The 23,172-nt window shown below is 73.0% G+C and carries 21 protein-coding genes; 13 read left to right on the top strand and 8 right to left on the bottom strand.

Annotated elements, in window-relative coordinates:
- Positions 1-209 precede the first annotated feature (209 nt).
- The 5 genes from BCL76_RS17380 (at position 210) to BCL76_RS17360 (ending at position 6,032) form a co-directional block, all read left to right on the top strand.
- A complete protein-coding gene (locus tag BCL76_RS17380; protein ID WP_109780408.1) occupies positions 210-731 on the top strand; it encodes a flavin reductase family protein in 522 nt (173 codons plus the stop codon).
- Between the two features lie 200 nt (positions 732-931).
- Positions 932-1,717 (top strand): electron transfer flavoprotein subunit beta/FixA family protein, encoded by a 786-nt coding sequence (locus BCL76_RS17375; protein ID WP_030012969.1) that lies wholly within the window; start codon positions 932-934, stop codon positions 1,715-1,717.
- A 58-nt stretch (positions 1,718-1,775) separates the two neighbouring features.
- On the top strand, positions 1,776-2,738 hold the full coding sequence (locus tag BCL76_RS17370) for an electron transfer flavoprotein subunit alpha/FixB family protein (protein ID WP_109780407.1): 963 nt from the start codon (positions 1,776-1,778) through the stop codon (positions 2,736-2,738).
- A gap of 238 nt (positions 2,739-2,976) precedes the next feature.
- The gene (locus BCL76_RS17365) at positions 2,977-4,524 is read left to right on the top strand and encodes a serine/threonine-protein kinase (RefSeq protein WP_109780406.1); all 1,548 of its coding nucleotides are present in this window, start codon (positions 2,977-2,979) and stop codon (positions 4,522-4,524) included.
- Positions 4,525-4,733: 209 nt separating this feature from the next.
- Positions 4,734-6,032 carry a DUF6986 family protein gene (locus tag BCL76_RS17360; RefSeq protein WP_109780405.1) on the top strand — a complete coding sequence of 433 codons (1,299 nt, stop codon included), beginning with the start codon at positions 4,734-4,736 and terminating at the stop codon, positions 6,030-6,032.
- A gap of 191 nt (positions 6,033-6,223) precedes the next feature.
- On the opposite strand, the gene BCL76_RS17355 is transcribed toward BCL76_RS17360, so the two are convergent.
- Positions 6,224-7,210 carry a LacI family DNA-binding transcriptional regulator gene (locus tag BCL76_RS17355; RefSeq protein ID WP_258309790.1) on the bottom strand — a complete coding sequence of 329 codons (987 nt, stop codon included), beginning with the start codon at positions 7,208-7,210 and terminating at the stop codon, positions 6,224-6,226.
- A gap of 189 nt (positions 7,211-7,399) precedes the next feature.
- Between BCL76_RS17355 and BCL76_RS17350 the strand changes: the two genes are divergently transcribed.
- Positions 7,400-8,437 carry an NUDIX hydrolase gene (locus BCL76_RS17350; RefSeq protein WP_109780404.1) on the top strand — a complete coding sequence of 346 codons (1,038 nt, stop codon included), beginning with the start codon at positions 7,400-7,402 and terminating at the stop codon, positions 8,435-8,437.
- Positions 8,438-8,475: 38 nt separating this feature from the next.
- Here BCL76_RS17350 and BCL76_RS17345 read toward each other — a convergent pair whose 3' ends face one another.
- Together BCL76_RS17345 and BCL76_RS17340 are read right to left on the bottom strand one after the other, a co-directional pair.
- The gene (locus tag BCL76_RS17345) at positions 8,476-9,111 is read right to left on the bottom strand and encodes an MBL fold metallo-hydrolase (protein WP_258309764.1); all 636 of its coding nucleotides are present in this window, start codon (positions 9,109-9,111) and stop codon (positions 8,476-8,478) included.
- Positions 9,112-9,219: 108 nt separating this feature from the next.
- A complete protein-coding gene (locus tag BCL76_RS17340) occupies positions 9,220-10,584 on the bottom strand; it encodes a dipeptidase (protein WP_109780402.1) in 1,365 nt (454 codons plus the stop codon).
- A gap of 351 nt (positions 10,585-10,935) precedes the next feature.
- Between BCL76_RS17340 and BCL76_RS17335 the strand changes: the two genes are divergently transcribed.
- Together BCL76_RS17335 and BCL76_RS17330 are read left to right on the top strand one after the other, a co-directional pair.
- Positions 10,936-12,138, top strand: a complete 1,203-nt coding sequence (locus tag BCL76_RS17335; protein ID WP_109780682.1) for a geranylgeranyl reductase family protein — start codon at positions 10,936-10,938, stop codon at positions 12,136-12,138.
- Between the two features lie 150 nt (positions 12,139-12,288).
- Positions 12,289-12,825 (top strand): hypothetical protein, encoded by a 537-nt coding sequence (locus tag BCL76_RS17330; protein WP_109780401.1) that lies wholly within the window; start codon positions 12,289-12,291, stop codon positions 12,823-12,825.
- 118 nt (positions 12,826-12,943) lie between these two features.
- Here the strand turns inward: BCL76_RS17330 and BCL76_RS17325 are convergent, their stop codons facing one another.
- Entirely contained in the window at positions 12,944-13,402 is a 459-nt protein-coding gene (locus BCL76_RS17325) for a nitroreductase/quinone reductase family protein (RefSeq protein ID WP_109780681.1), read from the bottom strand.
- A 157-nt stretch (positions 13,403-13,559) separates the two neighbouring features.
- Here BCL76_RS17325 and BCL76_RS17320 point away from each other — a divergent pair, with 157 nt between their 5' ends.
- Together BCL76_RS17320 and BCL76_RS17315 are read left to right on the top strand one after the other, a co-directional pair.
- A complete protein-coding gene (locus tag BCL76_RS17320; protein WP_109780400.1) occupies positions 13,560-14,258 on the top strand; it encodes a TetR/AcrR family transcriptional regulator in 699 nt (232 codons plus the stop codon).
- A 171-nt stretch (positions 14,259-14,429) separates the two neighbouring features.
- Positions 14,430-15,374 (top strand): spherulation-specific family 4 protein, encoded by a 945-nt coding sequence (locus BCL76_RS17315; protein WP_109780399.1) that lies wholly within the window; start codon positions 14,430-14,432, stop codon positions 15,372-15,374.
- Positions 15,375-15,631: 257 nt separating this feature from the next.
- On the opposite strand, the gene BCL76_RS17305 is transcribed toward BCL76_RS17315, so the two are convergent.
- The 3 genes from BCL76_RS17305 to BCL76_RS17295 form a co-directional block, all read right to left on the bottom strand.
- Complete coding sequence (locus BCL76_RS17305) at positions 15,632-17,164, bottom strand: FAD-dependent oxidoreductase (protein WP_109780398.1); 1,533 nt, start codon at positions 17,162-17,164, stop codon at positions 15,632-15,634.
- Positions 17,165-17,389: 225 nt separating this feature from the next.
- Positions 17,390-17,641 (bottom strand): DUF6332 family protein, encoded by a 252-nt coding sequence (locus BCL76_RS17300; RefSeq protein ID WP_109780397.1) that lies wholly within the window; start codon positions 17,639-17,641, stop codon positions 17,390-17,392.
- A 77-nt stretch (positions 17,642-17,718) separates the two neighbouring features.
- Entirely contained in the window at positions 17,719-18,462 is a 744-nt protein-coding gene (locus tag BCL76_RS17295) for a maleylpyruvate isomerase family mycothiol-dependent enzyme (protein ID WP_109780396.1), read from the bottom strand.
- A gap of 39 nt (positions 18,463-18,501) precedes the next feature.
- Between BCL76_RS17295 and BCL76_RS17290 the strand changes: the two genes are divergently transcribed.
- Together BCL76_RS17290 and BCL76_RS17285 are read left to right on the top strand one after the other, a co-directional pair.
- On the top strand, positions 18,502-19,185 hold the full coding sequence (locus BCL76_RS17290; RefSeq protein ID WP_109780395.1) for an alpha-ketoglutarate-dependent dioxygenase AlkB family protein: 684 nt from the start codon (positions 18,502-18,504) through the stop codon (positions 19,183-19,185).
- A 43-nt stretch (positions 19,186-19,228) separates the two neighbouring features.
- A complete protein-coding gene (locus BCL76_RS17285; protein WP_109780394.1) occupies positions 19,229-20,506 on the top strand; it encodes an ROK family protein in 1,278 nt (425 codons plus the stop codon).
- A 542-nt stretch (positions 20,507-21,048) separates the two neighbouring features.
- Here BCL76_RS17285 and BCL76_RS17280 read toward each other — a convergent pair.
- Positions 21,049-21,597 (bottom strand): ATP-binding protein, encoded by a 549-nt coding sequence (locus BCL76_RS17280; RefSeq protein WP_109780393.1) that lies wholly within the window; start codon positions 21,595-21,597, stop codon positions 21,049-21,051.
- 199 nt (positions 21,598-21,796) lie between these two features.
- On the opposite strand from BCL76_RS17280, the gene BCL76_RS17275 reads away from it, so the two are divergent.
- Complete coding sequence (locus BCL76_RS17275; protein WP_109780392.1) at positions 21,797-22,951, top strand: PLP-dependent cysteine synthase family protein; 1,155 nt, start codon at positions 21,797-21,799, stop codon at positions 22,949-22,951.
- The last annotated feature ends 221 nt before the right edge of the window (positions 22,952-23,172 follow it).

The following is a 23,172-nucleotide window of genomic DNA, read 5'->3' as shown; positions in this document are numbered from 1 at the left end:
CCAGGCTGGCGGCATGCGGTATGAACTCCTGCTCTACGGACGGGTCCATGTGGACCTCGTCCGCCACGCGAGCGCGCGCTGTCGGGCCCACTGAACACACCGGCCCCCGATCCTCGACAGCGCCCGCGCGTCCCGCGGCAGAAGGCAGAACCCTGATGACTGCTCCGACAGTCCCGACGGTCCCCACGGCTCCGTCCCCCCGCTCCCCGATGTCCACCCGTCCCGGCTCCGCGCCGGCCGCCGGCGCGACCCGCCCCGGTTCGCCCGACCTGCTGCGCTCGGTCTTCCGGCAGCACGCCGCCGGCGTCGCCGTGATCACCGCCCAGGACGGCGGCCGCCCGGTGGGGTTCACCGCCACCTCGCTCAACTCCGTCTCCGCCGATCCGCCGCTGCTGTCCTTCACGATCGGCACCGGGGCCTCCAGCTGGCCCGCGGTGCGCGACAGCGAGTACCTCGGCGTCCACATACTCGGCGAGCACCAACGGGAGCTGGCGGGGTTGTTCGCCCGCAGCGGAGCCGACCGTTTCGGTCCGCCGACCGGCTGGGCCGCGGGCCCGCACGGGGTGCCGGTGCTGGACGGCGTACTGGCCTGGCTGGTCTGCCGGGTGGTGGCCCGTGTGCCCGCCGGTGAACATCGTGTGATCATCGCTGAGGCGGTCGTCGGGGATCCGGCCGGGGAAGGTCGCCCCCTGCTGTACCACCAGGGGCGCTTCAACGCGTTGCGCGACTGAATCGTCCCTGCTTGGGAGGGTCGGACGGCGTTGGGCAGATCACAGCTCGGCAGCCTTGCGACTTGGCGGGACCCACGGTGTACTGACGAGTAACATTCCCTTCGGAGCGCGGGCCGCCCCGACCGGGATCCGCCCGACAAGGCGCCTATGCTGCCTGCATAAGGCGGTACCAGAAAAGACGATGCGGTAGGAGAGCCGGCGTGAGCCTGAGGATCGTTGTCTGTGTGAAGTACGTGCCCGACGCCACGGGCGACCGGCAGTTCACCGAGGACTTGACCGTCAACCGTGACGACGTCGACGGCCTGCTGTCGGAGCTCGACGAGTACGCCGTCGAGCAGGCGCTGCAGATCGCCGACGAGGCCGACGATGCCGAGATCACCGTCCTGACGGTGGGCCCCGAGGACGCCAAGGACGCGCTGCGCAAGGCGCTCTCGATGGGCGCCGACAAGGCCATCCACGTCGAGGACGACGACCTGCACGGCAGCGACGTCATGGGCACCTCTCTGGTGCTCGCCAAGGCGATCGAGAAGGCCGGCTACGACCTGGTCATCACCGGTATGGCGTCGACCGACGGCACCATGGGTGTGCTGCCGGCGATCCTGGCCGAGCGCCTGGGCGTCCCGCAGGTCACCCTGCTCTCCGAGGTCAAGGTCGAGGACGGCACCGTGACCGGCCGCCGTGACGGCGACACCGCGAGCGAGCAGCTGGAGGCCTCCCTCCCCGCGCTCGTCTCGGTGACGGACCAGTCGGGCGAGGCCCGCTACCCGTCCTTCAAGGGCATCATGGCCGCCAAGAAGAAGCCGGTCGAGTCCTGGGACCTGTCCGACCTGGACCTGGAGTCCGACGAGGTCGGCCTCGAGGGCTCCTGGACCGCGGTCGACTCCGCGGCGCAGCGCCCGGCCCGCACCGCCGGCACGATCGTCAAGGACGAGGGCGAGGGCGGCAAGCAGCTGGCCGAGTTCCTGGCCGGCCAGAAGTTCATCTAAGAACTTCGGCCACCCCTCTTAGCCCCCAGACACTTCGCAATCGCAGGAGAGCAGTCCCATGGCTGAAGTTCTCGTCTACGTCGACCACGTGGACGGCGCCGTCCGCAAGCCCACCCTCGAGCTGCTGACGCTCGCCCGCCGCATCGGCGAGCCCGTCGCCGTCGCCCTGGGCGCCGGTGCCGACGCCACCGCCGCGGTGCTCGCCGAGCACGGCGCGGTCAAGGTCCTCACCGCCGACGCCCCCGAGTTCACCGAGTACCTCGTGGTACCGAAGGTGGACGCGCTCCAGGCCGCGTACGAGGCCGTGTCCCCGGCCGCCGTGCTCGTCCCGTCCTCCGCCGAGGGCAAGGAGATCGCCGCACGCCTGGCCGTCCGTATCGGTTCGGGCATCATCACCGACGCCACCGACCTGGAGGCGGGTGACGAGGGCCCGGTCGCGACGCAGGCCGCCTTCGCCGCGTCGTTCACCACCAAGTCCCGCGTCTCCAAGGGCACTCCGGTCATCACCGTGAAGCCGAACTCGGCCCCGGTCGAGGCCGCTCCGGCCGCCGGCGCCGTCGAGGCGCTCGCCGTCACCTTCGGCGCCTTGGCCACCGGCACCAAGGTCACCGCTCGCACCCCGCGCGAGTCGACCGGCCGCCCCGAGCTGACCGAGGCCGCGATCGTCGTCTCCGGTGGCCGTGGCGTCAACGGTGCCGAGAACTTCCACATCATCGAGGACCTCGCGGACTCCCTCGGTGCGGCTGTCGGCGCCTCGCGTGCCGCCGTGGACGCCGGCTGGTACCCGCACTCCAACCAGGTCGGCCAGACCGGTAAGTCGGTCTCCCCGCAGCTGTACATCGCCTCCGGCATCTCGGGCGCGATCCAGCACCGGGCCGGCATGCAGACCTCGAAGACCATCGTGGCCGTCAACAAGGACGCCGAGGCCCCGATCTTCGACCTCGTCGACTACGGCGTCGTCGGCGACCTCTTCGCGGTCGTCCCGCAGCTGACGGACGAGATCAAGGCGCGCAAGGGCTAGGTGCCCCGATCCCGGGAAGGCGATCGGTCGCCTACCGGGTGCACGAACGAGTGAGGGCCTTCCGGGGCCGGTGCGGACGGCGACGTCCCCATCGGGACCGGAAGGCCCTCGTCGTATACCGACCTCGGCGTCCCCGAGCAGGCGGCCGCTGCCCGCAACCCCCCTCGTACGGTCACGGGAGGGGCGTAGGCTGCGATCAGCCCGGGGAGGGCGCGGGAACGGGGAAGGGGTTCTTCCGATGCGGGGCGCGTTACTGGAGGGGCGTTACCGGCTGGAGCGCAGGCTCGGGGCCGGTGGGATGGGCGAGGTGTGGCAGGCCCGGGACCTACGACTCGACCGGGCGGTCGCGGTCAAGGTGATCTCCCGGGGCGTGGCCGGCGACCACCTCCTGGAGGAGCGCTTCCGCAAAGAGGCCCGCACGGCCGCGAGCCTGACCCACCCTCGGATCGTGACGGTCCACGACCACGGCGAGGTCGAGGTCGACGGCAGCCCGGTGCTGTTCCTCGTCATGGAGCTGGTACCGGGGCGGCCCCTGACCGCCGTGCTGGGTGAACACCGCTCGGGTGCGGATCCCGCCGCCGTGGTCCGGTGGGCGGTACAGATCTGTGAGGGCCTGGCCGCGGCACACGGGGCCGGTGTGGTCCACCGGGACATCAAGCCGGCCAACATCATGGTCCACGGGCCCGCCGAGGCCGACGTCACCATCTGCGACTTCGGTATCGCCCGCCTCGCCGAGGAGACCGGCACCGGTCTGACGGCCACCGGCGCGGCCATCGGCACGCCGACCTACATGTCCCCGGAGCAGGCGCGCGGCGACCGCCGCATCGACGGCCGCAGCGACCTGTACTCCCTCGGCTGCATGTTGTACGAGCTGCTGTCCGGCAGGCCGCCGTTCACCGGCTCCGGGCTGTCGGTGCTCTCGCAGCACCTCACCAGCGAGCCCACCCCGATCAGGGACTCCCGGCCCTCGGTGCCCGAGAAACTGGAACGGCTGGTGCTGGAACTGCTGGCCAAGGAGCCCGCGGCGCGACCGGCCGACGCGCAGCAGGTGATCGACCGCTTGCGCAAGGCGGCGACGCGTCCCCGGCCCGGGCCCCGGCCCCGCCCCGAGCCCCGGCCGCGCCCTCGGAATGCGGCCGATCCGGCCGGCGGGCGCGGGAAGGCGACCGCCTTGGGGGCCGATGCGCCCGCGGCGGCGCCGGCCGTCCGCACCGGGTCCGGCCACCCGATCCCGGCCTCGTCCGTACCCGGCACCCGGCCCCGCCTCCTGTGGGGCTCGCTGCTCGCCGCCGCCGGGGTGTACGCCCAGCTCGTGGGACTGGGTCGATGGGGCGCGCCGGCCCTCGGGACGCTCGGCGCCGCGCTGCTCGCCTACCTGGTGGCGTTCTTCGTCTCCAGGAGTTCCGCCGACGCCACCGACCAGGACGGCCGGGGGGTCGCGGCCGCCGCCACGACCGGCGTCCTGATCGGTGTGGTGCTGCTGTTCTGGCCGCCGGCCCCGTGGTGGGTGGGGGTGCTGGTCCTGTGCGTGTCGTGGATGGCGCTGCTGTTCCTGTCCTACCTCGTCCAGGGCCTGGTGGGCGCGCTGGCCCGGCGCGACCCGTGGGTGGCCTGGCTCGCCACCGAGGCCGGGCTGCTCAACGCGGCGGTGTTCGCCGGCGTCCTGGCGGCGGACGGGAAGGCCGTGTACGCGGCGGTGGCCTTCGGGCTGGCGATGTGGCCGGCCGCGGCGCTCGTCATGGCGGTCTGTGTTCCCCGTATGCGGGCGGCGCAGGTCCCGGCCTGAGTCGGGACCGTAGCTGCCCGGCCTGAGTCGGGACCGTAGCTGCTGACCTGCGTACTCTCCGACCGCGGGGCTGTGTGGTGTTTGTCACCGCGCAGCCCCGGGTCGTTTGTCCCAGGCGGCGGGGGGACCATTGACGGAGCGGAACCCCGTGACTAAATTCTGCTATGCGGATCTAAGCTTCCGTGAAGCGGAAAAGAGGAGAGTGCACGATGGGTCAGCAGGAGAAGGTGGCGACGAGCCTCGCAGGCGCGGTCAGCGAGGGCATCAGCGCCTCCCTCGCGCCGGTGGACGCGGAGCTCGCGCGCCACTACCCGGGCGACCCCGGCACCCGGCAGCCCATCCACACGGTCTACGTACCCGGTGACGTCTTCGCCGCGGACACGATCCGATCCTGGGGCGACCAGGCCCTCGCCGCCCTCGACGAGCACGCCCCGGACGCCGCCACCTTCGCCAAGGTGCTCGGCATCTCCGACGAGCTGGCCGTACCCGTCTACGACCGCGTCCGCGCCAAGCTCCGCAGCGAGCCCATCGAGGACCTCCGCGTCGACTTCGAGGACGGCTTCGGCGTCCGCTCCGACGAGGAGGAGGACCAGGCCGCGGCCCGCGCCGCCCGCCTCGTCTCGGAGGCCTTCTCCAACGGCACCAACGCGCCGTACATGGGCATCCGCATGAAGTGCATGGAGTCCAACGTCCGCGACCGCGGCATCCGCACCACGGACATCTTCCTCTCCGGCCTGCTGGAGCACGGCGGCCTGCCCGAGGGCCTCGTCCTGACCCTGCCGAAGGTCACCTACGCCGAGCAGGTCAGCGCCTTCGTCAAGCTGCTGGAGGCCTTCGAGAGCACCCGCGGCCTGCGCCCGGGCCGCATCGGCTTCGAGATCCAGATCGAGACCAGCCAGTCCATCGTCGCCTCCGACGGCACCGCCACGGTCGCCCGGATGATCGAGGCCTCGAAGGGCCGTGCCACCGGCCTGCACTACGGCACCTTCGACTACAGCGCCTGCGTCGGCGTCTCCGCCGCGTACCAGTCGAGCGACCACCCCGCCGCCGACCACGCGAAGGCGATCATGCAGGTCGCGGCCGCCGGCACCGGCGTACGCGTCTCCGACGGCTCGACCAACGTGCTGCCGATCGGCACCACCGAGCACGTCCACGAGGCCTGGAAGCTGCACTACGGCCTGACCCGCCGCGCTCTGGCCCGCGCCTACTACCAGGGCTGGGACATGCACCCGGCGCACCTGCCGACCCGCTACGCGGCCGTGTTCACCTTCTACCGCGAGGGCCTGGAGGCCGCCGCCGCGCGCCTGAAGGCGTACGTGGCCAAGATCGAGGGCGACGTGATGGACGAGCCCGCCACCGCGAAGGCCCTGGCCGGCTACCTGGTGCGCGGCCTCGACTGCGGCGCGGTGGGCGCCGACGAGGTCACCGCCCTCACCGGCCTGACCCGCGCGGAACTGGACGCCTTCGCCATCCCGCGCCGCTCGGCCACCCTGACGGCTTCCAACTGAGCGACCCGAGCCGCCCGACGGCATGAGCGACCCGGCCCGGATCCCCGGCGCCGGGCCGCCGCCATGCCCGGGCCCGGGCCGGGGCCCGGCAGCACTCGGTACGTGCCGCCGACGTGCCGATCGCCGCGATCTCGAACGACCTCGCCCCGGGCGGCCCGACGCCGTGTCGCGCGGGCCGACCCGGTGAAAGGTCAGCCCGTCGGCGGGAGTTCGCCCGAGCCGCGCGGGATCAGGTGGGTCGGGAGTTCGATGCGGGACGGGGTCAGGTCCGCGCCCGCGAGGCGTTGGAAGAGGCGGTCCGTGGCTACCCGGCCCAGGGCCGCCGGGTCCTGGGCGACCACCGTCACGCCCGGCCGGAGCAGATCGGCCAGCTCGAAGTCGTCGAAGCCGACCAGCGCCACCGGACGGCCGTGCGCCGCAAGAACCCGTACCACCGTCACCGTCACCCGGTTGTTGCCGGCGAAGACGGCGGTCACCGGGTCCGGGCCCCTGAGCATCGCCTCGGCCGCCGCCGAGACCCGTTCCGGGGCCGTGGACCCGAGCGAGACCCAGGCTTCCGCCACCGGCAGGCCCGCCTCCGCCATCGCCGCGCGGTAGCCGCGCAGACGCTCCGCCACCGTGTGGATGCGGGGCTGGTCGCCGATGAAACCGATCCGGCGGTGGCCGCCCGCGATCAGGTGGGCCACCCCGCCCCGGGCGCCGCCGAAGCTGTCCGACAGGACGACATCGGCCTCGATCCGGCCCGCCGGACGGTCCACGAACACGGTGGACACACCGGCCCGCATCTCCGGCTCCAGATAGCGATGGTCGTCCCCGGCCGGGATCACGATCAGCCCGTCCACCCGGCGGGCGCACAGCGCGAGCGCCAACTCCCGCTCCCGGTCCGGGTCCTCGGCGCTGGAGCCGTTGATGAGCAGCGCCCCGTGCGCCCGGGCCACCTCCTCCACCGCCCGGTTGAGCGGACCGTAGAAGGGGTCGGCGAGATCCTCCAGGACCAGGCCCACGGTGGCCGTGCGGCCCTTGCGCAGCACGCGGGCACTGTCGTTGCGGCGGAAGCCGAGGGCCTCGATCGCCTCCTGGACCCGTCTCTCGGTCTCGGGGGTCACCCCCGGCTCACCGTTGACCACGCGCGACACCGTCTTCAAGCCGACGCCCGCCTGGGACGCCACGTCCTTCATGGTCGGCCGGTTGCCGTAGCGGAGCTCGGACGGGTGGCGGTTGTGGGGCACGGTGGCGAATCCTCCGGGGCTCACGAGCAGGGCTGTGACCTTGAGGATAAGCACTGGGCCGATCCCGAGGTTTTCGTGGCAGGCTGATGCGGGCAAGCCACTGGGGGCTCCGGACGAGCCATGGGGAAAGGGGTAGACGTGATTGTCTGGATCAACGGCACGTTCAGCGCCGGAAAGACCAGCACGGCCCGCGAACTGACCGGAATCCTGCCGGACAGCACCCTGTTCGACCCGGAGTTCATCGGCGACGCGTTGCGCGTGCTGCTGCCGGCCAAGCGGCTGGCCGAGGTCACCGACTATCAGGACCTCCCGAGCTGGCGGCGGTTGGTGGTGGACACGGCCGCGGCGATGCTCGCCGAACTGGGCGGGGTGCTCGTCGTACCGATGACACTGCTGCGCCAGGAGTACCGGGACGAGATCTTCGGCGGCCTGGCGGCTCGGCGGATCCCGGTGCGGCATGTGGTTCTGGCTCCTGCGGAAACGATCCTTCGGGAGCGGATCGCGGCACGGCAGGAACCGGGGGAGCCCGCGGAGGTCGACCTGCGCGTCCGACAGTGGGCCTACGACCACATCCCGGTCTACCGGCAAGCACTCGGCTGGCTGACCGGCGACGCCCACGTCATCGACAACGGGGTGCTGACCCCGCGGCAGACCGCCGAGCGCATCGCCGAGGCCGTCCGCTCCGACACGGCGAAGGTCTGCGACATCGTGCAGACCCCGGAGCCCACCCGGGAGACGGTGGCCGCCGGGGTCCTACTCTTCGACGAGCAGGACCGGGTGCTGCTGGTCGACCCGACGTACAAGGCGGGCTGGGAGTTCCCGGGCGGGGTCGTCGAAGCGGGCGAGGCACCCGCGAGCGCCGGCGTACGGGAGGTCGCCGAGGAACTGGGCCTCGTACTGGAGCGGGCGCCCGGGCTGCTGGTGGTCGACTGGGAGCCGCCCCAGCCGCCCGGCTACGGAGGGCTGCGCCTGCTCTTCGACGGCGGCCGGCTGTCGGCGGAGGCCACGGCCCGGCTCCGGCTGCCCGGACCGGAACTACGGGCCTGGCGCTTCGTCACGGAGGCCGAGGCCGCCGACATGCTCCCGCAGCACCGCTACGAACGCCTGCGCCGGGCCCTGCGCGCCCGCGAACGCGGCCGGCCCGCGTACCTGGAGGCGGGCATACCCGTCGGCTGAGCAACCGGGCCCCGGCGCGCCCCCCTCGGACGGGTACCTCAGGCGGGTACCTCGGACGGGTACCTCGGACGGGTACCTCGGACGGGCGTTCCCGACGCGGCTGCCGCGGCGGCTGTGCCCACCGTCAGTGGATCGCCGTGGCCGAAGCGGGCGACCGAGGGGGCGAGCGCGGCCGGGCGGTGGAAGCTCGCGATCGCCCGGCGCCGGTCCACGTCGAAGATGTCCGGCAGCGGCCGCCCGACGGCGCCGACGTAGTCACCCGTGAACAGCACGCCGTGGCGCGGACGGTGGATCCCGATGCTGCCGTCAGTGGGGCCCGGGGCGTGCACGACGTACGGCCCCGTCCCCGAGTCCAGGGCCTCCCCGTCCTCGACCTCGTGGTCGACCGGGGTGGTCGGGGTGGTCGGGGCCTCGGGGACGGCCGGGCCGTGCGCGTACGGCGGTATCTCCCGATCCAGCAGCACCGGTTCGGGCACGGGCACCGGCCGCTCGCCCCGGATCACCGGTGCGTCCGAGCGGTGCGCCGGCACCCGGACGCGCCGGCGGGCGGCGAGTTCACCCGCCGCGCCGACCTGGTCGCGGTGGCAGCGCGTGAGGACGATCCGCTCCAGCCGTTCGGGCGTCACGGTGAGGGCTTCGTCCGGCCGGCCGCGGCCGCGCGTCCGCGAATGCACCGGGAGCCGAGTACGCCCAAGGCGCACTGCGCGGTGCAGTGCGCCTCGGGCGTTCACGTTCCGGTCAGCTACGCGTCCACTCGGCCGATACCGGCCCCGGCAGGCGGGTCAGGCGCGCTTGGACTCCGCGTAGTCGACGAGGAAGAGGGCCTCCGCCACCGACAGGCGCTCCAGCTCCTGCGGCGACACGCTCTCGTTGACCGCGTGGATCTGCGCCTCCGGCTCGCTCAGCCCGATCAGCAGCATCTCCGCCTCCGGGTACAGCGACGTCAGTGTGTTGCACAGCGGAATCGACCCGCCCATGCCACTGATCTGCATCTCCTGGCCGGGGTAGGCGGCCTCCAAGGCCCTGCGCATCGACGTGTACGCCGGGCTGTCGGTGTCCGCCTGGAACGGCTGACCCTGACCGACGACCTCCAGTTCGAGGCGCGCCTTCCACGGGGTGTGCGCCTCCAGGTGGGCCTGCAGCAGCTTGACGGCCGAGGCGGTGTCCACGCCCGGCGGCACCCGCAGGCTGATCAGCGCGCCGGCGCTCGCGTGCACCGACGGGGTCGCGCCGACCACCGGCGGGCAGTCGATGCCGAGCACCGTGACGGCCGGGCGGGCCCACAGCCGGTCCGCGATCGTGCCCTCGCCGATGAGCTCGACACCGTCCAGGACCTTCGCGTCGCTGCGGAAGTCCGCCTCCGGGTACTGCAGGCCGTCCCAGACCTCGTCCGAAGCCAGCCCGTCCACGGTCGTCGAACCGTCCGCCGCGCGCAGCGAGTCGAGTACGCGGATCAGCGCGGCCAGGGCGTCGGGGGCGGCGCCGCCGAACATGCCCGAGTGCAGGTTGCCGCCCAGCGTGTCGATCTTCACCTTGACCAGGCACATGCCGCGCAGGGTGGCCGTCACCGTCGGCAGGCCGAGCCGGAAGTTGCCCGCGTCACCGATGACGATGGTGTCGGCGGTCAGGAGCTCCGGGTGCGCCTCGGCGTACTGCTGGAGGCCGCCGGTGCCCTGCTCCTCCGAGCCCTCGACGATCACCTTCACGTGCACGGGCACACCGCCGTTGGCCTTCAGCGCGCGCAGCGCCAGCAGGTGCATGATGAACCCGCCCTTGCAGTCGGCCGCGCCGCGCCCGTACCAGCGGCCGTCGCGCTCGGTCAGCTCGAAGGCGGGGGAGGTCCAGGCCGCGTCGTCGAGCGGCGGCTGGACGTCGTAGTGCGCGTAGAGCAGCACGGTCGGCGCGCCCTCGGGGCCGGGCAGGAAGCCGTAGACCGACTGGGTGCCGTCGGGGGTGTCGAGCAGCGCCACGTCCTGGAAGCCCTCGACGCGCAGGGCGTCGGCCACCCAGTTCGCGGCGGCTTCGCTCTCGCTCCGGGGGAACTGCGCCCAGTCCGCCACCGACTGGAAGGCCACCAGCTCGGTCAGCTCCTGCTTGGCGCGGGGCATCAGCGAGGAGACGGTCTCGGCGATCGGATTCTGGGACATGGGCACGCTCCTTTTGGGTGCGACGTTGTTCTGTGTGTACGCCGCCCGCATCCGCGGGGTGTGCGTATGTCGGGTGGGCGAAAGACAGTCTTGATCCTCGCACAGCGGGACCGGGCGGTGTCTCGCCGTAGGATTTCCCCGGCATCGGAGCAACCGGGTGATCAGGAGCAGCAACACATCGTGAGCAGCGACGACGACGTACGCGACGCAGGCGCAGGCGCAGGCATGGACGCAGACGCAGGCATGGACGCAGGCGTGGGCGCAGACGCGGCAGACGCGGCAGACGCAGGCGTGGGCACGGGGCAGGACGCCCAAGGGGCGGGCGACGAGGCGGCCGGGGAGAGCGGCGAGGTGTGGGACGTGGTCGTGGTCGGGGCCGGACCTGCCGGGTCCTCGGCCGCGTACGCGGCGGCAACGGCCGGGCGGCGCGTGCTGCTGCTGGAGAAGGCCGAGCTGCCGCGCTACAAGACCTGCGGCGGCGGCATCATCGGCCCCTCCCGCGACGCCCTGCCCCCGGGCTTCGCTCTGCCCCTCAAGGACCGCATCCACGCGGTCACCTTCTCGATGGACGGGAAGCTGACCCGCACCCGACGCTCGAAGCACATGCTTTTCGGGCTCATCAACCGCCCGGAGTTCGACGCCGGCCTGGTCGCCGAGGCCGAGAAGGCCGGCGCCACCATCCGTACGGGTACGGCCGTGACCCGCGTGGAACAGCACGGGGCGGCCGTTCCCGATCGGCGCACCGTCGCCGTGGTGCTCGCCGACGGGGAGACCGTGCTGGCCCGCGCGGTGGTCGGCGCGGACGGCAGCGCGAGCCGGATCGGCGCGCACGTCGGGGTGGAGATGGACCAGGTGGACCTGGGCCTGGAGGCCGAGATCCCCGTTCCCGAGACGGTCGCGGAGGACTGGAAGGGGCGGGTGCTGATCGACTGGGGCCCGCTGCCCGGCAGTTACGGCTGGGTCTTCCCCAAGGGCGACACCCTGACCGTCGGGGTCATCTCGGCCAAGGGTGAGGGCGCCGCGACCAAGCGCTACCTGGACGACTTCATCGCCAGGCTCGGCCTCGCCGGCTTCGAACCGGCCGTCTCCTCCGGCCACCTGACCCGCTGCCGCAAGCCCGATTCGCCGCTCTCGCGCGGCCGGGTGCTGGTCGCGGGCGACGCGGCCGGACTGCTGGAGCCGTGGACCCGGGAGGGCATCTCCTTCGCGCTGCGCTCCGGACGGCTGGCGGGGGAGTGGGCGGTGAAGATCTCCGAGGCGCAGGACGCCGTGGACGCGCGCCGCCAGGCCCTCAACTACGCCTTCGCGGTGAAGGCCGGGCTGGGCGTGGAGATGGGGGTCGGCACGCGGATGCTGCACCTCTTCGAGGCCAAGCCGCGGCTGCTGCACGCGGCGATCACCGGCTTCGGTCCGGCGTGGCGGGCGTTCGCCCGGATCACGCGGGGCTCGACGACGCTGGCCGAGTTGGTGCGTAGGTATCCGCTGGCCCGCAAGGCGCTGCACATGATGGACGCCCGACAGGCGGCAGCCCGCAACGGTGCCGGTCAGGGCTAGGTCGTCTCTTCCGGATCTTGTCGGGCCCGGCCCGCTCGGCGCGGCACCTCATCCCCCGGACCCGGTCCGGGGGCCCTCCCCGCGGTAGCTGGGGGAGAGGCACCGCACCGGACGGCCCGGGCTCACCCGACAAGATCCGAAAGGGATGGCTTGGGCGCCGTCGTGGGCGGGGTCGGCGAAGCCCGGCCTGACGGTACGGGCCCGGTGGCGGGTACGGCCGGCGGCCCCGGCCCGGCCGATGGCCCCGGCCGGGCCAGCGGTGCGAGCCCGGACGGCGACGGCGGTGGTGGTCCGGACTGGGGGAGCGGCTCGAACCTTCTCGGGGTCGACCGGCCGGATGTCGTCCTCGCGGCCTTCGAGCGCGGCGAGCCGATGGTCGGGGTGGCGGTGATCGGGCTCGCCCTCAACCATGCCGACCCCGCGGCTGTGTTCCCCGTGGTCGCGAGAGCGTTGGACTCGGCGGACCGGGAGGTCCGCCGGCAGGGGGTCATCGCCTTGGCCCATGTGGCGCGGCTCCACCGCACGGTGGACCGACGCTGTCTGGAGCTGCTGCGTCGCTGCCCCCGAGGCAACGAGGCCGACGACGACCTGTGGTCGTTCGTCCCGCACCGGGAGCTGCCGCTCTGGTTGTGGCGGCACCACGCTGGGGAGCGGCTGGTGTTCCGGCTGCGCCGGCTGTTCGGCTGAGCGACCGGTCCGGCCCGGAGCGGTCGCCGTCCGGGCGTCGAGCGGTTGCCGTCCGGGCGGCGCGCGGCCGTCCCGGGAGGTCGCCGTCGCCCGCTCGCCCGCTCGCCGGGTCAGTCGGTCAGTCGGAGACGGTGATCAGGAAGACCGGGTGGTCGGCGGCGGCCGCACGGAGTTCGGCGTCGGAGGACTTGGCGGTGACCCCCTGGAAGAACCGGTTGACCTCCCAGCCCCACTTCTCCAGGTAGGCGCGCAGGATGTCGGCCTTGCGCATCGGGTCGGTGATCTCGGTGACGGTGAACGCGCGCACCTTGCGCCCGACGCGCAGCTCGCCGCCGCCCGCCACCCGCATGTTGCGGACCCACTGGGAGTGGCCGCGGGCCGAGACCAGGTACTGGGCGCCCTCGAAGGTGTGCGGGTTGACCGGGATCCGCTGCATCTCGCCGGACTTGCGACCGCGTACCGACAGCTCGGCGGTGCCCGCCAGGCTGATGCCGAAGCGGGCCAGCTTGCCGAAGAGCGCGTTGAAGCGGGTCGCGAACGGGGTGGCCTGGACGTAGTAGGGGGTGGGCGCGTTCATCGTGACCTCCGGGGCCGCTTCCTGCATTGAGAGAGCACCGCTCTCGCTTGAGAGCAGTGTGCACGGATCGATGCACCAAAGCAAGAGCAGTGCTCTCGAAATGGAGCGCCAATCTGTTTTCTGGGCAGTGCTCCGCTCGCGTGGCAGACTGACCCGCATGAACACCGTGCGAGGGGCCAGGGAACGGGCCCGCATCGAGGTCACTGCTGCCATCAAGGACGAGGCCCGCCGCATGCTCGCGGCCGAGGGTGCCGCCAAACTCTCCCTGCGCGCCGTGGCCCGCGAGCTGGGCATGGTCTCCTCCGCCCTCTACCGGTACTTCCCGAGTCGGGACGAACTGCTCACCGCTCTCATCATCGACGCGTACGACAGCGTCGGCGCGGCCGCCGAGTCCGCCGACGCCCAGGCCCGTGCCGCCGGGGCCCCGCCCCGCGCCCGCTGGATCGCGGTCTGCGAGGCCGTCCGCTCCTGGGCGCTGGAGCACCCGCACGAATACGCCCTGATCTACGGTTCCCCGGTCCCCGGCTACAGCGCCCCCGCCGACACCGTCGGCCCCGCCTCCCGTGTCGCCAACGCCTTCATCGGCATCCTCCGCGCCGCGTACGAGGGCCCCGGCCTCGCCCTCCCGCCGCTGCCACCCGCCCTGCGCCCCGAGGCCGACCGCATGACCGCAGACTTCGCCGAGGGTCTGCCCCCGGCGGTCACCGCCGCGCTCGTCGCCGCCTGGGCCCAGTTGGTCGGGCTGGTGTCCTGCGAGTTGTTCGGCCAGTTCAACCGGGTCGTCGAGGACCGCGCCGGCTTCTTCGCGCACGCCGTCGACCAGTTGGCGCACGGGGTCGGACTGCCGTCCGTATGACGGGAGGGCAGTGACGCCCGGACCGCCGCGCAGATCCCGGAGATTCACATGATGAGGGGATGGCTCGCTCTTCTGTTCCTCATACGAATGCGGGCGGTTCAGCCTTGAACGATGGGCCGCCCGTCTAGTGTTCCTCGGGTCGCCCCCCTGCCGCCGCCGGAGGAAACGTTCATGCCTCGCGCCGTGAAGGCCTTGTACGCCGCCCTGGTCACCGCCTTGTTGGCCGTGTCGGCGCCCGCCATCATCGCCGCGGCCCGTGACACGCCCCCGCGGGCCGCTCCGGCGCCCGATCCGCCCCCGACGCCCCGCACGCCGGGCGTGCGGGGCCTGGACATCGGGGTCCCCGCCTATGTCTGGGCGGACGACCCCATGCTGACCGACCTCACCGCCACCGCGCCGGCCCCCTCGGTGGTCGTGCTGAACCCGGGCAACGGCGACTCCCCGTTCGACGGCCGCTGGCGCTCCCGCGCCGACGCGCTGCGCGCCCGTACCACCGCCACCGGTGAGAAGACCCGGGTACTGGGCTACGTCCACACCGACCACGGCAACCGCGACATCGCCGCGGCCAAGGCCTCCGTCGACAACTACCTGAGGCCCCCCGACGGCCGCCTCCACGTGGACGGCATCTTCTTCGACGTCGTCAGCCGCGACTGCGGCCCGGCCAACGTGACCCGCGACTACTACGCCGAGCTGCGCCGCTACGTCCAGGAGCGGATGGACGCCATCGACCCGACCGCCGCCGACCTCGTCGTCAACAACCCCGGCACCGCCATAGCCGACTGCTACCTGGAGCCGGGCCACCGCACTGCGGACATCTTCGTCACGTTCGAGGACACGTACGCCGCGTACACCGGCGCCGGATGGCTCGGCGGCAACGTCTTCGACCACTCCTCCGGCTACCGCTCCGGCACCGAACTCGACCCGAGCGGCACGGCGTTCTGGCACCTCGTCCACGACGTCCCCGACCCCGAGGCGATGCGCGCCACCCTCCGCACGGCCTTCGACCGGGGCGCGGGCTACGCGTACGCGACCAGCACGGTCATGCCCAACCCCTGGAACGCGGGACCGACATGGAAGTACCGCACCCAGACCACGTACGCGGCCACCCTCGGCTGAGGACCGCGCCACACCCCCGTGCCACACCCCGTGCCACACCCCGGCCGGCGTCGGGTGGACGCCGCCCGGCGGTGTGGCACTCCGCCCCGGTCGTGGCGGCGAGAGAGGCGAGCACGCCCGTCCGGCGGCCGGCGTCACTCGCCGGCGGTGCGCGGCGGGTAGCCGGACCCGAGACCGTCCTCGCTCCGCGACCTTCGGCAGTCGGTGATCGAATCACCGGTGGACATCACCGTACTTCCCGGGCCGGACAGTGATCGTCATGCCGACTCTCCCTGACCCGACCGGCCGAACCACCGGCCGACGGCCTGCTCGCACGCCTCCGGTTCGAAGTCGCGACCGCCCGCCCAGGCGACGACGCCGTCCGGCCGTACCAGCACGGCGCCCAGTCCGAGGTCGTTCCTCGCCGCCCCGGCCGCGTACCGCAGCCGGCTCTCCAGGCCCGTCGCCACACCCCGTAGACGGCGGTCGGTACCGAAATCCAGCACGACACCACGTCCGTCCTGCGTCAGATCGCCCAGACGAGTGCCGTCCTCGAGCCGGAAGTCCGGGGCGTCGCGGCCGATCAACGGATGCTCGCCGCCCAGGTCGTGACGTATCCACGATCCCGACAGCCTCTCGAACGCGTAGGTCGTTCCGGCCCGGGTCCCGAGCAGGTCGCCGACCACACCTTGGAGCGCCCGGGCGTGCGGGCCGGGCCTCATGACCGCCACCTGGGCGCGCGTCCAGTCGAGCACCTGGGCGCCGATCGGACGGCGCTCCTGTGTGTAGCTGTCGAGCAGCCCGTCCGGCGCGTACCCGTGCACGGTCGCGGCGAGCTTCCACCCCAGGTTCACGGCGTCCCCGATGCCCGTGTTGAGTCCCTGTCCGCCCAGCGGCGAGTGGATGTGGGCGGCGTCGCCGGCGAGCAGGACGCGTCCCCGCCGGTAATGCGTCGTCTGCATCGCGCGATCGGTGAAGGTCGAGACGAGACGCACGTCGTCCAGCGTCACGTCGGTGCCGGACACGCGGCGCAGGACCGCCTGGAGATGCTCGCGCGTCGGCTGCCGGGACCGGTCGAACGCGCCGCCGTCGAAGTCCATCATGCCGATGTGCCCCTCGGCGGCCATCCGGATGTACATGCCCGTCGGCGTCAGGTGGAACCCGGGGCTCAGCAGGCCGGGATCGGCGAGCGTGGCGAGCATGACATAACCGGTGAACAGCGGCTCGGTGCCGGTGAATTCGAAGCCCGTGAGGCCGCGCACCGCGCTGCGTCCGCCGTCGCAGCCGACGAGCCAGCGCGCCGGGTAGGCGTCCTCGCCGGCGTACGCGACCACATGTCCGTCCTCCTGCGCGACGCCGGAGACGGTGACACCGCGCCTGATCTGCACACCGAGCTTCGCGGCCCGCTCGGACAACACCCCTTCCACCGCTTCCAGGTTCGTCAGGATGCCGTCCGTCGCCGGGCCGGGAAGCCGGAACGGCAGGGCGGCGAGGTCGACCTCGGCCGGATCGAGCACCAGGCCGGCGAAATGGCCCACGCCGCGCGGAGATGACGGTTCGTCCGCGTCGGCTCCCGGACCGGGATCCTCGGGGACACCCGACGCCGTCAGCAGGGGGCGCAGCATTCCACGGCGGTGGAACGCCCCGACCGACGCGGCGGACAGGCCCCGCATCCCGAGCGGGGCCGCCCGCCACGGGGAGCCGGGCTCCGTCTCCCGTTCGAGCACCAGGACAGAGCAGCCCGCGAGGCCGAGCTCACAGGCAAGGAACAGACCGACCGGGCCTGCGCCGACGATCACTACGTCATGCACGAGAGTTCCCCTTTCCGACGCCACGGCCGGATGGGCACCGGCCGGACCTCTCGAAAGGTGCCGGACCCGACCGACATCGGGCCGACAGCCGCCGACACCGCATCGACAGCCGCCGACCCGGCATCGACTCCCTGCCGACAGCCCGCCGACACGCCGCCGCCGACACGCCGCCGACGACGCGGCCCCCCGCGCCCGGTCCGCATCGGTGGCCCGCCCTGGGTCGGGTCAGTCCCCGTCGTTCTCCGGGCGGCGGGCGAATCCGAGCAGCACATGGGTGACGCGGAGCAGGAACACCACCGCCGCCAGGATCACCCCCGCCACGGCCAGGGTCCGGCGCGTCGCCGGGGAGAGGGAGAACGCGAGCGCGGGCCCGTACACCGCGCCGAAGGCGAGGGCGGCCGCGAAGCAGGCGCTGACGAAGGCGTAGCCGATCTCGATGGTGATCGCGTCCCGGTCCGCCTGCGTACGTCGCCCCATGCGTGGAGTGTCACAGCGCACACGGCCCGTCACAAGCCCCTCCACGCCCCTTCGCGCCGCGCCCCGTCGTGCGGCGGTCAGATTCCCGCCGTGTCCGTCCACAGCCGGGCCAGCGCCAGGTCGCCGCTCACCCCCGGACCCGCCAGCGGGACCCGGTTCCACAGCGCCTCGTACAGCCAGGCCGCCTCGCCGATCAGTTCGCAGTCGGCCGCCTCGCCCGTGTCGCCCCGCACCGTACGGGCCGGCGCCGCCGACAGGTGTACGGTCCACGCCGCCCCCGTGTCGGCGGCCCGCACCCGCACCACCTTCGGCTCGGCCGTCCGCACCCGGCTGCGCGGCCGGGCGTGGAAGCCGGTCAGCAGCTCGTCCACCCCGTCCTCCGCGAACTCCGGCTCCAGCGCCGAGAACAGCACACCGAGCGCGGCCTCCGCGTCCATCCGGTGCACGGCGGTCTCGTGCGCCTGCCGCCGGGCCCAGAACGCCACCGGCGAGGGCGGGGCCGTCGGCAGGAAGGTCCAGCACTGCACATCGGCCGGCGCCTCGCCCAGCGTCCGCACCAGGTCCGCGTGGCCCTCCCGGAACCAGGACAGCAGCTCGCCGCCGACCAGCTCGGGGGCGTCCGGGAAGCCCACCGGCTCCAGCCGCCGCTCCGCGACGTACGCGGTGGCCCAGCGGTGCACCGAGCCGGTGTGCCGCAGCAGGTCGGTGACGCGCCACCCCGGACAGGTGGGGACCGCGGCGTCCGTACCGGCGCGTTCGGCCACATCGGCGAGCAGCTCGCCTTCGCGCGCGAGGGTCTTCACATGTTCGGTGATCTCCATACCGTGAGTCTTATCAGCCCGCCCGCGACAATGGAGAGCATGAACGGGGAACTCTTCCCGCGCGAGCGGACCGTGATCGCCCCCGGCGCGGTGCACGTGCCGGACTGGCTCGGGGCGGGGCGCCAGGGCGAGTTGCTGGCGGCCTGCCGCGCCTGGGCCCGGCCGCCCGCCGGACTGCGCACCGTGCGTACCCCGGGCGGTGGTGTGATGACCGCCCGCCAGGTGTGCCTCGGCCTGCACTGGTACCCGTACGGATACGCGCGCACCGCCGTCGACGGCGACGGCGCACCGGTCAAGCCGATGCCGCCGTGGCTCGCCGAACTGGGGCGGGAGGCGGTCACCGCCGCCTACGGGGTCCCGCCCGGGTCCGGGTCGGGGTCCGAGCCCGGGTCCGAGCCCGGGGAGTCCTACGACATCGCGCTGATCAACTTCTACGCGGGCGACTCCCGCATGGGCATGCACCGCGACGCCGAGGAGCGGTCGAGCGCGCCCGTGGTCTCGCTCAGCCTCGGCGACACCTGCGTCTTCCGCTTCGGGAACACCGCCTCGCGCGGGCGCCCGTACCAGGACGTCGAGCTGCGCAGCGGGGACCTCTTCGTCTTCGGCGAGGCGAGCCGACGGGCCTATCACGGGGTGCCGAAGGTCCTGCCGGGGACGGGCCCGCGGGAGCTCGGACTGACCGGGCGGCTGAACATCACACTCCGGGTCGGTGGGCTGGGCTGAGCGGCGGCACCCGGCGCCCTCCGATCATGCGAGGATCGATGCCATGAACGGCAACGGGGCCCCGCCGCGGGTGGGGGATGTGACCACGCCGTCCGCGTCCGGTACGGCGGCGCGGACCAGGCTGGAACGGGGTCGCGGCGCGCTCGGGCCGGCGCTGGAGCTCGTCCACACCGGCCGTGCCCCGACCCGCGCCGTGCTGACGGCCGAGCTCGGGGTCACCCGCGCCACCGCCGGCGCGGTCGCCGCCGAGCTGGAGGCCCTCGGGCTGATCCGGGTCGATTCCCGCCCGGGAGGCGCCGGCGGGACCGGTGGCACCGGCGGAGCCCAGGGCCGCCCCTCGCACCGCCTCTCGGTGGCCGAAGACGGCCCGGTGGCGCTGGCCGCCCAGGTGCACTCGGACGGCTTCCGTGCCGCCCTGGTCGGCCTCGGCGGCCGCATCGTGGCCACCGCCCCCGGCAAGGTCACCGTCTCCGCCGATCCGGCGCAGGTGCTCGGCGCGGTCGTGGAGGCGGGCGCGGAGCTGCTCGCGCAGAGCGGTCGCCGCTGCGTCGGCGCGGGACTCGCGGTCCCCTCGGCGGTCGCGGAACCGGACGGCACGGCGCTGAACCCGCTGCACCTGGCGTGGCCGGCCGGTTCTCCGGTACGGGCCATCTTCGCCGAGTGCGTGAAGGCGGCCGGGATCGACGGCCCGGCCCTGACCGGCAACGACGTCAACCTGGCGGCTCTGGCCGAGCATCGGCACGGCGCGGGGCGCAGCGCCCAGCACCTGCTGTGCGTGGCCACCGGGCACCGCGGGGTCGGCGGGGCGCTCGTACTGGACGGCCGCCTGCACAGCGGGAGTTCGGGCCTGGCCCTGGAGGTCGGCCACCTCACCGTGAACCCCGAGGGGCGGGCCTGCCACTGCGGCAGCCGCGGCTGCCTGGACGTGGAGGCGGACCCGCTGGCCTTCCTCACCGCGGCGGGCCGCAGCCCCGGCCCCGAGGTGTCGCTGCTCCAGCAGGCCCGCGACCTGTTGCGCGACGAGCCCACGGAACCGACGGTACGGGCGGCCACGGAGGAACTGATCGACCGCCTCGGCCTCGGCCTCGCGGGCCTGGTGAACATCCTCAACCCGGACCGGATCATCCTGGGCGGACTGCACCGGGAGCTGCTGCACGCCGACCCGGAGCGGCTGCGCGCGGTGGTCGCGGACCGCAGCCTGTGGGGGCGCAGCGGCGGGGTGCCGATCCTGCCGTGCACCCTGGACCACAACAGCCTGGTCGGCGCGGCGGAGCTGGCGTGGCAGCCGGTGCTCGACGACCCGCTGGGAGCCCTGGCCTAGGTCGTCTCTTCCGGATCTTGCCGGGCCCGCGACGCCCGGCACCGCGCCCGGCCGCGTTGTCGGGGCGGCCGAGTACGTCCGGTACACGGGGGCTGCCCCTCCGCCTTGCCGGGCACGGCACCGGACGCCGCGGGCTCGGCCGCCACGATCCGAAAGTGACGACCTAGGTCGTCTGTTCCCCCGGCCGGGAGGGGCCACCGGGGGAGGGGCTCCCTTGCGCTGGACGTCCTCGGGTGCCCCGACAGCGCGGGCAGGTGCCGGGCGGGCCGGGCCGGGCGAGATCCGGAGGAGAAGGCCCAGGTCGTCCCGGTCCTGCCGGTCAGGCCCGTCAGGCCGGGCTCAGACCGTCCACCCCGAACCGGACCGGTCGGTCCGGGACGCATCAGACCGGTCCCGGACCAGGTCGGGCTGGACCGCATCGGGCCGGGCCGCATGTGGTGGGATCGGCCCGGGTCGGGCTGGACCGGACCCCGCCGCATGGGGTGGGCCCGGATCGGGCCGGACAGGGGCCGGGCCCGGCCGGGTGGGTCGGCCGGCGTCGGTCACCCGGGCCGGGCGCCGACCGGCGAGGCCACCGGCAGGCCTGTCGCGACGGCCCCCGGATCGACGGCCAGGAGCACCGCCCGCGCGGGTTCTCGTACGGGCGTGGCCCTGATCGGGACCGGCCGTACCAGTGCCGCCGGGGCCGGGGACGCCGTGAGGGAGAACCACACCGCCTTCCCGGGGCCGTCGGGCCGCTCGCGCGCCCCCCAGGCCTCGCTCAGCGCCGCCACCAGGGCGAGCCCGCGTCCGCAGGTCTCCAGCGCCTCCGCCCGCGTCTCGTGGACGACCGGTAGCCGCGGATCGCTGTCGATGACCGACACCGTGAGTCGCCCGAGCCGGAGTTCGATCTCCACGGTGCAGGTCTTGTCCGGCTGCGCGTGGCGGTGGACGTTGCTGAGCAGTTCCGTCACGCCGAGCGCAGCCCGGTCTATGAGCGGATCCAGCTCCCAGTGACGCAGTTGTGCAGAAACGATTCTGCGGATTTGGCCGATCCGCGACGGCAAGGCCTGCAGTTCGACGACGCAGTGCCTGCGGGAATGACTGATCACGGCTGCGACTCCCCGACATGAGTGTTACGGGTGCTGCACCCTCGGTAATGCTCCACCAGGGTCACCCACGGTGCCCCGCAGTGCAACCGAACGCCATCGAAAGGGATTCGCATGGATCCCCAAAGCGAACGTTTGTGCAGGTGGGAGAGGTACATTGCGAAGAAGGGGGGCGAAGTTCACCCACGAAGGAGCGCGGCACATGAGCACCACCGGCACCACCAGAACGTCCGGTACCACCGGTACGACTGCCACGACCATCGATGTCGATCGCAGCGACGCGGACTACCGGGCCTGGCTGAAGGAGGCCGTCCGTAAGGTCCAGGCCGATGCCAACCGCTCCGCCGACACCCACCTGCTGCGCTTCCCGCTCCCCGAGGCGTGGGGCATCGACCTCTACCTCAAGGACGAGTCCACGCACCCGACGGGCTCCCTCAAGCACCGACTCGCGCGCTCGCTGTTCCTGTACGCGCTCTGCAACGGGTGGATCCGCCCCGGCCGCCCGGTGATCGAGGCCTCGTCCGGCTCCACGGCCGTCTCCGAGGCGTACTTCGCCAAGCTGATCGGTGTCCCCTTCATCGCCGTCATGCCGCGCACGACCAGCCCGGAGAAGTGCCGCCTCATCGAATTCCACGGCGGCGAATGCCACTTCGTGGACGACTCGATGAAGATGTACGAGGAGTCGGCGGAGCTCGCCGCCCGGACGGGCGGGCACTACATGGACCAGTTCACGTACGCGGAGCGGGCCACCGACTGGCGCGGCAACAACAACATCGCCGAATCGATGTACCAGCAGTTGCGTCTGGAGCGGTACCCCGAGCCCGCCTGGATCGTGGCGACGGCCGGCACCGGCGGCACCTCGGCGACCATCGCGCGCTACGTGCACTACATGCAGCACGACACCCGCATCTGTGTGCCGGACCCGGAGAACTCCTGCTTCTTCGACGGCTGGACGAACAACGACCCGGACGCGAGCAGCGATTGCGGCTCCCGCATCGAGGGCATCGGCCGGCCGCGGATGGAGCCGAGCTTCGTGCCGGGGGCCATCGACCGGATGATGAAGGTCCCGGACGCGGCGAGCATCGCCGCCTGCCGGGCGCTGGAGACGGCCATAGGGCGCAAGGCGGGCGGCTCGACGGGCACCGGTCTGTGGAGCGCCCTGAAGATCGTCTCGGAGATGGTGGCGGAAGGCCGCACGGGCAGCGTCGTCACCCTGCTGTGCGACCCGGGCGACCGCTACCTGGACAAGTACTACTCCGACGAGTGGCTGGCGGCGCAGCGGCTCGACATCGCCCCGTACGCGAAGACCCTCGACACGCTGCTGACGACCGGGGCCTGGAGCGAGCCCACCGTCTGACGGTCCGCGGGCTCGTCCGGGCGCTGTCCTGGTGGCGCGGGCGGTGACGAAGCCGTGACGAAAACTCCCTGGTGGCAGGGGGGTTACCCGATTACGCTCGGCGCGTTCGGATCGCGGGTGGTCGGGGGGAACATGGCGGGCATCGAGTACAACAGACCGGAGCGGGATGCGCGCACACGGGCCCAGGTGACCGGTCCGGGTGTCCGGCCCGGGGGTGGGAA

Source organism: Streptomyces sp. CG 926, from assembly GCF_003148825.1.
Taxonomy (GTDB): Bacteria; Actinomycetota; Actinomycetes; order Streptomycetales; family Streptomycetaceae; genus Streptomyces.
The sequence above is the reverse complement of the archived record's forward strand: the minus strand, read 5'-3'. Positions and strand labels throughout refer to the sequence as shown.